Here is a 9,077-nt window from a genome sequence, read left to right as displayed (position 1 = left end):
AAGGGTTACGATGAGCGAAAGACACTCCCTTAGCAAAACAATGCTGTCTGTCTCAAAGGCCGTGACGGGTTACACTGTTCCTGGGCCGTCTCCTGCATCATGCCATGATCAAACCCGCCGCCCTGATAGGGGACCAGTTTGGGGGTCTGGGCATCGCCCTTGACCGGCACCGGCTCAAACTTCACACGCGCTGTCGGGGCGTCGTAGGCGGGTCGGAAGTAGGCCACAAACTGGGGCAGGGACTGGATCTCGGCAGGTGTCACGATGGGGCGCTGCGTGCGCCGCCCGACAATCCCGACACCATCGCGGGTGTCATGGGCCCCGAGCGTCAGGTTTTCCTGTTGCTCGATCACATCCTCTTCGCCTAAAGACTTCGATGAGCGTTCCGCCGTTTTGAAATCCGGTGTGTTGAAGACAATCCGGTTGTTCAAAACACCCGAGATCGTCTCGGCTGCCTTGTCGCCGTAGATGTCTTCGAGTTGCGAAAACACCTGATAGCCCACAACAAACGCGCCACCGAACTGCCGGATCTCGGCAAGGCTTCGGGGGAGAAACGGCATCCGGTTGAGCGTGGGGACCTCATCAAGAAAGAACCAGACCTTTGGGTCGCGGCTTTCCTCGCAGGTCATCAGGGCGTTCGCCGCAACTTCCATGAGTGTGGAGACGATGTTGCGGGTGGCGGCGGATTGTTCGGCATTGCCCGTGAGGAAGACAAAGCCGGGCGTGTCGTTGACCACCCAGTCCCGGATTGAAAACGGCGCACCATCATCGCGCAGATACTCCAGAAACCGCAGCTCGGTGATCAGGTTCGCGCGGATCGAGGCGGAGGTGCGGGCAACATCTTCTCCAAAGAAGTGGGCACCGGGTGTGGGCCCAACGATCTGCGCAAGATCCTCGGACGGGATGGTCATGATAGCGCGGCGCAGCGCAGCATTGGTGGTCTCACCGGCTTTGGCCAACTCGCGCGCTGCATATTGGAACACCAGACGCGCAGATTGGGTCCAGAACGTATCATGCGCGCCGGGCTGATCGGGGATCATCACCTCGGCGATCTGCGCAAAGGCCTCGGCGGAATGAACCTCGTTGAACGGCGACCAGCCCACAGAGCGGGCATCGAACGGATTCAGAATAACGTCTGTTTCCTGTTGATAGTGGTCCCGCAACAATCCCCCCATGCGATCATAGATGATGGCGCGGCCGCCAGCTTCGCGGATGGTGTTGAGCAGTTCGTGCATGGCATTGGTTTTGCCAACACCGACGGTGCCCGTGATCCCGATCTGGGCCTCGACAGCATTTGGCGGAAACTCGATGCTGGCCAGCGTATAGCGCGGGCCGCGCTTGGAGCCTTTGCCGAACTTGCGTTCATACTCGCGCCACTTGCGGCGGGACCAGGCCTTGAGGTCACGTTGCGAGACCAGGCGCGCACCGCGAACGTGCTCTTCATTCTTCAGGGATCGGCCGACCAGTGCAAAGACGCCCAGGACCAATGCAAACGCAATACCCGTCGGAAGCAGTGCCAGAAATGCAAACTGTTTGGCGTTCGCATTGTAGCGCATGTAGAGTTCGCGCATCTCGGCATCGGCGTAAATCTCACCAGCCGAGCGCGTGACCTGCCGACCTGTCAGATCGACATATGTGATCTGGCGCGCTTCGCTGCCTTTCTGCTCGACGTTGAATTGCGCGACCCAGTAGAAGCCCGTGAGACGGACCTTATCGAGCTCGTAGTTCTGAACAACGAACCAGCCGAACGTCACAGTGAAGACGAAGGCAGCGACCGCGATGGAATAGCGCACAACCTGCGTGGCCATGCGGGTCCAGTGCTGGGTGGTCTGACCACCGCGGACAAATTGTGTGGGACGGCTTGTGCGCATGTGGGTTCTCCGTGCTGAGAGCGGGCAAAGGGGTATCGAGCGCGTTCAGCGAGGCTGATCGCGGGCGGCAATATGGTTTGCCGATAATTGGAATTATGGTAAATAAGTCAGTAGTGCTGACCTGCGTAGAGCAGCCAAATCACTGTTACGGAGGTGCCTCACACCGTGCAGGCATTGCGCGGCACGGGACAAAAGCTTTAGTTGGCACGACAGGCTTGGAAAATTGATCCCGATTTAATATATGTATGTTTAATTGATGAAACTGGCTTGGGATGAAGGCAAACGGCAGGACACTCTGCGCACCCGCAAATTGGACTTTGCCGATGTGGCGCATATCGACTGGGATACGGCCATCATCTTCGATGATGAGCGGCGTGACTACGGAGAGCATCGTCAAGTTGTGCTTGGGAAGCTGCGGGGTCGATTGGTGGTCGTCGCATTTACGGAGCGTCAAGGCACCATCCGGGTGATATCGATGCGCAAAGCCAACAGCCGCGAAGGAAAAATCTATGACACGTTCTGAACGAAAACCTCTGGTGGACGCTGACGGCGAGGTACGCGAAATCACCAAAGACGATCTGAAGTTTGCACGTCGTGGCCGCCCACCCATGAAGGAGGGAGAGCGCAAGGAGCGCACCACGATCCTGCTGGACCCGGACGTCTTGAGCAGCCTCAAGGCTGACGGCCGGGGTTGGCAGACACGAGCCAATGCGCTCTTGCGCGAGGCTTTGGGTCTCGACGCTGTACACAAGTGAAGAGGTCTGGGTAGAGCGGACCTCATCTCAGTAATCCCGTGTTGAAGATCGGGATGAGGGCACGACCACAGCATCACGCATCCCGCGTACCCTTCGATCGTGTAGACGGTGAAGGCACGTTGAACATCCGTTTCAACTCGGCATGCCACTCATCGGGGCATTTCGGCAAATGCCCGACGTCGATCAACAGAAGTATCGTGGCAACAATCGTCCAGCGGCTGATTAAGGAACGGTCAGTCTCTTTCTCAAACGCAGCGTGAAGCATGAGACGCGGAAACCCATCGACCTCGATCCTTTTGCGAATAAGACTTGTAAAGGTATAGAGCGGTGAGATGTCCGTGTCTGGGCCGACATCCGAGTACCCGGCAACAAGAGTTGCCCAGTGCTCGCCGGGATGCGGAAGCAACCTGCAATGAGCAAGCGCAAGGAATGCCGCAACCACAGACCTTGAAAGACAGACACAGGATCTATCAGCGCCGTTGGAAAGTGTCAGGACCGTATCAAGGCAAACGTCATTGTCATCAGCCATGTGTTGGTCCTCTGCAAATTGGTGGTGGGATCCAAGCAATGTCATCTCAGCACCCCTTCCCGACCTTGGCGCGCTCGAGGTTTGCAGCACGCTCCTGAAGGGCGAGCGCCTCGTTCAGAGCACGGCCATCCTCGCGACTTCCATTTGCGCGCACACCATTGGCCGCCATCCCGGCGGCACCGACGGCCGTGCTGGCATTGCGAATGCCGTTGACCGAACCCGCATTCGCAATCGCTCCTGCGCCGAGGATGGAGATGCCGGTGTTGATCATCCCGTTCTGGATGTTGCGCTTGCGTTGTACGGCGCGCTGCGCCTGATCGATCTCTACACCATGGTTTCGACGCGGACCGCGAAACGGCAAACTGCGCTTTGACAGATCAACGATGCGCCATGCGATGTCGCGCACCAGCTTGGCGTATTCGACCGGCACCCAGACATTGACCTCGCAGATGCCCGCGCCTTGGAAGATCGAGCTTGTCGTGGCACTTTCATCCAGACCGAGTTGCGCCTGCCCCGCAGCACCAAGACCGCTGCCTAGGCCCGCAAGCGTGCCTGCGATCGCAGCGTTGGTGACGGCGGGCCCCTCACGACTGACCACCTGTCCACGCACGCCTTCCTTGCCCGATCCCGACATGAAGCCGGACACGCGGGTCTCAAGAACCTCGCCGCGCTTGTTGGTGCAGGTCATGGTGATCAGGCGTACTTTGACGCGCTCGGAGGAGAGATCACCGGTGGCCGATCCCTGAACGATGCAATCCTTCAGGTTGACTTTGGCGCGGCTGACGGTCGCGCCACCTGCTGTGATGGCAGCACCCGTAATCCGAAAGAGAACGGGAATGGGGTTCTCACGACTGGAGACGTTGGTGGCGGCATCCGCACCAGACAACACCACGGCCGAGACATAACTCCCTGCTGGTAGGTAGTTCGCCAGGGTGCGCACCTCACGTGTATCGGTGTTTTCTTCGACCAATGGCGTTAGGACAAACTTCTGGCCGAAGCCGGAGGATGCGGGCACCACGTTGCCATTACCGTCGCTGTCAGGACGATCAGTCCGCAACCGCTCGGGGATTGGGCGACGCTCAACGAAGTCCGTACCTGGGCCCGGTGCCTGGACAACGCCAGGACGGTTGAGAAGAATATCCCGCTCCGGCTGAGACACCGCTGCATTCAGTCGCTGTTCCGGCCCGGTTGCTGGGGACTGCGGCGCGGTCACGATCTGAGCCGCTTTGGCCTCCAACTCTGCAATCTTCTGGGCTTGTTGCAAGATCTGAGCGTCATACTCTTCCTGCATCTCGGCTGCGCGCACTTCGGCCGCTTTGCGCGACATCTCGAGTTGACGCCCCTGCTCTTCCAGATCAGCCGAAAGGCGCTCCAGCTCCGCCCGCGATGAAACAATCCAGCTCATTTCGGGGGAGGCCGCCGCGGTCCGATCTGCGATGATGGTTTCATCCACCACCGGAACAGCCCGCGACGGCAGGCCTGACTGCCCCGTCCCTCGGTTCATCATGGCCGCAAGAAGGGCCAGGATGCCGATACCAATGACACCAACAAAGCCAATCGCGATCAGCTGGTTGGTTTTACGACCACTCGCGTCACTCATGATCCGCTCCTAATGACAACAACCCAAGCCCGCTCGCCAGCGGCGAGGTCCTTACGGGCAATCCATACGGCGAGAACGCCCCTGCGATAGAAATCCTGTTCGCGCACAGCACGAGCCGCCTTGCCAGCCGCAGCTACACGGACTTCACCCACAAGATCACCCATCCGGTGCGTTGCAACGAGCGCACCGTTAGAGCCACGCCCAGGCACAGGTGAACCGATCTTGGCGGCAATGGTCTGGCGGGTCGCATCCACCAAACCTCCCGTAACGCTGTCACTGGCACCAAAGGATGTGGTGGCGAAATCTCCGCTCAGACGGCCATCACTGGCATCATCTGCCACTGGCGCTTTTGCAGCACCGCCCTTGATCGAAATGAGGATCGTCTCGGTGCTGGAACGCTTTGGCAGGATTTCGTAGGCGACCGTCACCCCGGATTCGGTCACCAGATAACCACCTTCTTTTTCGGGAAGTTCATCTGGGCCGACATAGCGAAGAAACAGGTCGCCCGTCTGCTCGTCATTTCGGACTTGGTAGACGGAAGATTCATTATCGTTGACGATTGAAGAGATCCGGTCCCCAACCACGCTGATGCGCGTGATCCCATTGATGGACGCCCGGAAGCGCACCATTGCATCAGATTCGACGTTGAAGCGTTGCGCGTTTGCGCTGGCTGTCACAGCCATAAGAAGCAGAGATCCGGCGAGCAGAATGATTTTTGGCAGCAAGGTCATATCAAGTGTCCTCCGTGCTCAAACGGCCAATGCCGGAAACGCGCACCGAGCCGGCCTGGGGACGAAAGCGCACAAGGATGCGACGACGTTCTCGTGTGACTTGTGTGGTCTCGAGATAAGTGGCGAGATCGCCCTCTACGACGACCTCGTAGCGATCGAAGTTGTGCTCGATCCGACGCGCAAAGAAGACCGTCGAAATCTTGCGCTGCGTGATGTCTTCCGCAATGCGATCATAGGCTAGGAGAATGTCATTCCGCTCAGCCGGTCCACTCAGACGCTCAAGCACATTGCGACCATATGCGAGCGTGTTGGGTGTGCTGTTATACATCGCGTAGACAGCATCGAGAGCAACGGCCTCAATGTAGCCCTTGTCGACCGTGCCGCGCGCGACCATGCCATCGGTCACAGTGGTGGGCACCAGCACGACCTGGTTGCTTTGGGAATACATCTTGGCAACGAGAAGTGCGTTCGTGACGATCAGGACCAGGGCGACCATACCGAGGACCACTGAAGCACGGCGCGCCTGCCTGACTGTTTTTTGCATCGCGGGAAAGTTCATCACGCTCTCCAGATTGTCACGGCGCTGTCAGGCAGAGCGCGGTAAAGCGTGATCTCTTTGGGGAGGATCCAGTAGACGAGCGCTAGAACCTGGCGCACGCCACCTCCCCGCTTCACGCGTTTCCACAGCATGAAAAGAAGCGCACCAAATATGAGACCGATGAAGAGTTGCCGGGACACCAAACCGAGAACGGCAGGAATGCCGAAAGCGACGGCTTCATCCGCTGGCAGGATGAAGAACTGCGGTGGATCTTGGAGGCGTTGCTCAATGCGGACAACATCAGTCATGCGAGTGCTCCTATGAACCGAAGGCTAAATTTGCCCTTCAGCGTCGAGTGAAAGATTCGGTGAGCCCCCTGACACTCGGGAGTACCTGTTCAGGCACGGGAGTGGTGGCTCAGAACACGTATCAGGGGGCATTCTCCGGCAGAGCGTCTTGGCAGGCTCCGCCGGAAAGTTGCTGCTCTTACGAGGCAGCGGTTTCGTCGACAGGTTGTTCAAGCAGGACCATATCGACGTCAGCTGTGACACCGGCGAAGCTCGTCAGTGTGGTGACACCATAACCCAGGAACAAGGCCGTCCCCGCAGAGGCGATGACCCAGTTCCAACGACCGGTGAATGCGAGCACAAGGCCCCCGATTAGGATCGACGCGATCAGGATCACAAAGCCCCCCGCCCCGTTCAGAATCGTGGTCAAATCGGTGCCCAGCTCAAAAAAGCCAGCCTCCACGCCGGTACATGCTTCGGTTCACCAACGTAACCCATTGCGGTTGATGAAGATAATGCCGCTCAGAACGCGCTTATCATTAACACGTGGCCGACCGTGGGATTTGGGAAACAAGGGCTCAAGACGCGCCATTTGCGCATCCGTCAGCCAGAAAAGATCAGACATGTTCACCGCTCGTTTTTGAGCTGTGATTCATGCCGCTCGATGGAAATCAATGGGTCCTGACCCTAGGTGCCCTTGCTTCGTTTCAGATCTTCCGAGTTTCGACCACAAAGAAGGGCGGGTTACGTCTAGAAACTTCAATCGCCAGATTAGCCCTTATCAGTTCGTTTGGACTCTTACAAAAAAATCGGAGACGGTACCATATCTGGCTTCAGCGTAGCGAATTCCCAGCCCCTCCATCTGGAATATACCACTCCATCCTTTGAGCAGATTTTCCACCCATCACCCTTCTCTAAAGGCTCTCGCAAAATAGTCTGACATCGGTTTCACGAGGTATTGGACGGGGGAGCGGTCCTCTGTTCGGATAAAGGCCTCTACAGGCATGCCGGGCAACAGCGTTTGGTTGGCACCCAGTTTATCAACTTCGCCTTGGGCAAGAACAATTTCCACCCGGTAGTATGTCGATCCAATCGCTTCGTCCTCGAAAGCATCCGCCGAGACGAGAGCCACCTCGCCTTTCAACTCCGGCGTTGTGCGCTGATCCAAAGCGGAGAACCGCAAGTTGACCTGTTGCCCGACAACCAATTGATCGATGTTTGTCGGCTCAACACGTGCGGCAACCACCAAAGGCCGGTCTTGCGGGATGAGGAAGAGAACGGGTTGCGCACTGCCAACGACGGATCGCATCGTTTTGACCTGCATATCGTAGACCAGCCCTGACACCGGGGCACGGATTTCCATTTGCGTAATGTCAGAAATCAGAGCGAGCCTTTCTTCGGTGAGTTCCAGCTCCGACACGCGCAAGTCGCGCAATTGAGTGATGGCTTCTTCACGCTTCTGGGATGTGACACCGAGGACCTGCATCGCAATCTCGGTGATCCGCTGGTTCGCTTGCGCTTTGGACGCCGACAATTCACCAATGCGACCTTCCAGCGATGCTGCTTCACGCTGCAGGGCCAGCACGGTGGACGTCTGGGTCAAGCCGCGCTCGAGCAACGTCTGCTGTGCCGCAAGTTCAGACTCAATCAACTCAAGCTGACGTGTGACTGACCTCTCTTGTGCCTCAACGCCCAGAACCTGATTTTCGGTCTGGGCACTGCGTTCGCTGAGCTGGGCAATTTGCTGCGCGACAGTTTCGTTGCGGGCTCGAAACAAATTGATCTGACCTGCCATCAAGTCGTCTGTCTCGGGGCCGCTCAACGTGTCACTCTGCAATAGCGGGTCAAACAGAATTTGATCCTGCCCATCTCGTTCCGCTTCAAGACGGCCGCGCCGGGCGAGAGTTTCCGCCAGTTGCCCATTGATGATCGCAAGGCGGGACAGCATCTGTTGGGTGTCGAGCTGGATGAGCACATCGCCAGCCTCTACCAGATCACCTTCCTGGACCGCGATCTTGGTGACCACGCCACCGATGGGGTGCTGGACAATCTGGCGGTTCTGATCGACCTCAATTTTCCCTGGCGCAATCACTGCCCCAGCAATTTCTGTACGTGCGCCCCAAAGCCCAAAGCCGCCCACAAGGACGATCACCGCGGCAAACCCAAACGCCAATGGCCAGAATGCGGACCAACGCGGTTCGTTCATGTCACGCCCTCATCTCGGGTCGATGCAAGTCGTATCTGTTTATGGTTCTTCACCATCGTTTCCAGCACCTTGTCCTTGGGGCCAAAGTTCACCGCTTTGCCGTTTTCCAGGACCAGCAACAGGTCGCATTCCTGAATGGCGGCGGGTCGATGCGCCATGATGATGACAGATCGCTGATCGGCCTTGGCCTCGCGGATTGCCGTGTTCAAGGCCTGACTGCCTGCATTGTCCAGATTGGAGTTAGGTTCATCCAAGATCAGAATGACAGGATCACCATAAAGGGCGCGCGCCAAACCAATGCGCTGAATCTGCCCGCCCGACAGGCATTGCTGCGACACGTCAATCTGCGTGTCATAGCCGTCCGACAGGGCGAGGATCATCTCATGGGAGTTCGCCTTTTTTGCCGCCGAGATGACTTTGTCAGCTTCCGGGTTCAAAGAAAGCCGTCCGATGTTCTGCCCCACCGTGCCGTCAAACAGTTGCACGCGCTGTGGCAGATATCCGATGAACGTACCCAATGCGTCAGGATGATATTGATCAAGGGCCGCGGCATCCAAACG

At 57.8% G+C, this 9,077-nt stretch carries 11 protein-coding genes and 1 pseudogene; 2 read left to right on the top strand and 10 right to left on the bottom strand.

Annotation, left to right across the window (positions count from 1 at the left end; genetic code table 11):
• Positions 1-29 precede the first annotated feature (29 nt).
• Positions 30-1,871: a type IV secretion system DNA-binding domain-containing protein gene (locus Q0859_RS21020; protein ID WP_299155036.1), complete on the bottom strand. Its 1,842-nt coding sequence runs from the start codon at positions 1,869-1,871 to the stop codon at positions 30-32.
• A 256-nt stretch (positions 1,872-2,127) separates the two neighbouring features.
• Between Q0859_RS21020 and Q0859_RS21015 the strand changes: the two genes are divergently transcribed.
• Complete coding sequence (locus Q0859_RS21015; protein ID WP_299155035.1) at positions 2,128-2,394, top strand: BrnT family toxin; 267 nt, start codon at positions 2,128-2,130, stop codon at positions 2,392-2,394.
• Positions 2,381-2,626 carry a BrnA antitoxin family protein gene (locus tag Q0859_RS21010; RefSeq protein WP_299155033.1) on the top strand — a complete coding sequence of 82 codons (246 nt, stop codon included), beginning with the start codon at positions 2,381-2,383 and terminating at the stop codon, positions 2,624-2,626. Before Q0859_RS21015 ends, Q0859_RS21010 begins: the two co-directional genes overlap by 14 nt.
• 73 nt (positions 2,627-2,699) lie before the next feature.
• On the opposite strand, the gene Q0859_RS21005 is transcribed toward Q0859_RS21010, so the two are convergent.
• The 9 genes and pseudogenes from Q0859_RS21005 to Q0859_RS20965 form a co-directional block, all read right to left on the bottom strand.
• Positions 2,700-3,155: a hypothetical protein gene (locus Q0859_RS21005; protein WP_299155032.1), complete on the bottom strand. Its 456-nt coding sequence runs from the start codon at positions 3,153-3,155 to the stop codon at positions 2,700-2,702.
• 46 nt (positions 3,156-3,201) lie between these two features.
• Positions 3,202-4,755, bottom strand: coding sequence for a TrbI/VirB10 family protein (locus Q0859_RS21000; protein WP_299155030.1), 1,554 nt, complete (start codon positions 4,753-4,755; stop codon positions 3,202-3,204).
• A complete protein-coding gene (locus Q0859_RS20995) occupies positions 4,752-5,486 on the bottom strand; it encodes a type-F conjugative transfer system secretin TraK (protein ID WP_299155028.1) in 735 nt (244 codons plus the stop codon). The genes Q0859_RS21000 and Q0859_RS20995 overlap by 4 nt, the downstream gene beginning before the upstream one ends.
• A 1-nt stretch (position 5,487) precedes the next feature.
• Positions 5,488-6,045: a TraE/TraK family type IV conjugative transfer system protein gene (locus Q0859_RS20990; protein ID WP_299155026.1), complete on the bottom strand. Its 558-nt coding sequence runs from the start codon at positions 6,043-6,045 to the stop codon at positions 5,488-5,490.
• On the bottom strand, positions 6,045-6,332 hold the full coding sequence (traL, locus tag Q0859_RS20985; protein ID WP_299155024.1) for a type IV conjugative transfer system protein TraL: 288 nt from the start codon (positions 6,330-6,332) through the stop codon (positions 6,045-6,047). Before traL ends, Q0859_RS20990 begins: the two co-directional genes overlap by 1 nt.
• Before the next feature lie 178 nt (positions 6,333-6,510).
• Positions 6,511-6,741 carry a hypothetical protein gene (locus tag Q0859_RS20980; protein ID WP_299155023.1) on the bottom strand — a complete coding sequence of 77 codons (231 nt, stop codon included), beginning with the start codon at positions 6,739-6,741 and terminating at the stop codon, positions 6,511-6,513.
• A gap of 54 nt (positions 6,742-6,795) precedes the next feature.
• Positions 6,796-6,936: pseudogene (locus Q0859_RS20975) on the bottom strand (transposase); the annotation flags it as partial.
• A gap of 279 nt (positions 6,937-7,215) precedes the next feature.
• Complete coding sequence (locus Q0859_RS20970; protein WP_299155020.1) at positions 7,216-8,517, bottom strand: HlyD family type I secretion periplasmic adaptor subunit; 1,302 nt, start codon at positions 8,515-8,517, stop codon at positions 7,216-7,218.
• Positions 8,514-9,077 (bottom strand): ATP-binding cassette domain-containing protein (locus tag Q0859_RS20965; RefSeq protein ID WP_299155018.1); only part of this gene is annotated, 564 nt, incomplete at its 5' end. The genes Q0859_RS20965 and Q0859_RS20970, both read right to left, overlap by 4 nt.

The organism is uncultured Tateyamaria sp. (assembly GCF_947497045.1).
Taxonomy (GTDB): Bacteria; Pseudomonadota; Alphaproteobacteria; order Rhodobacterales; family Rhodobacteraceae; genus Tateyamaria.
Note: the sequence above shows the minus strand (reverse complement) of the source record. Positions and strands in the feature narration are given on the sequence as shown.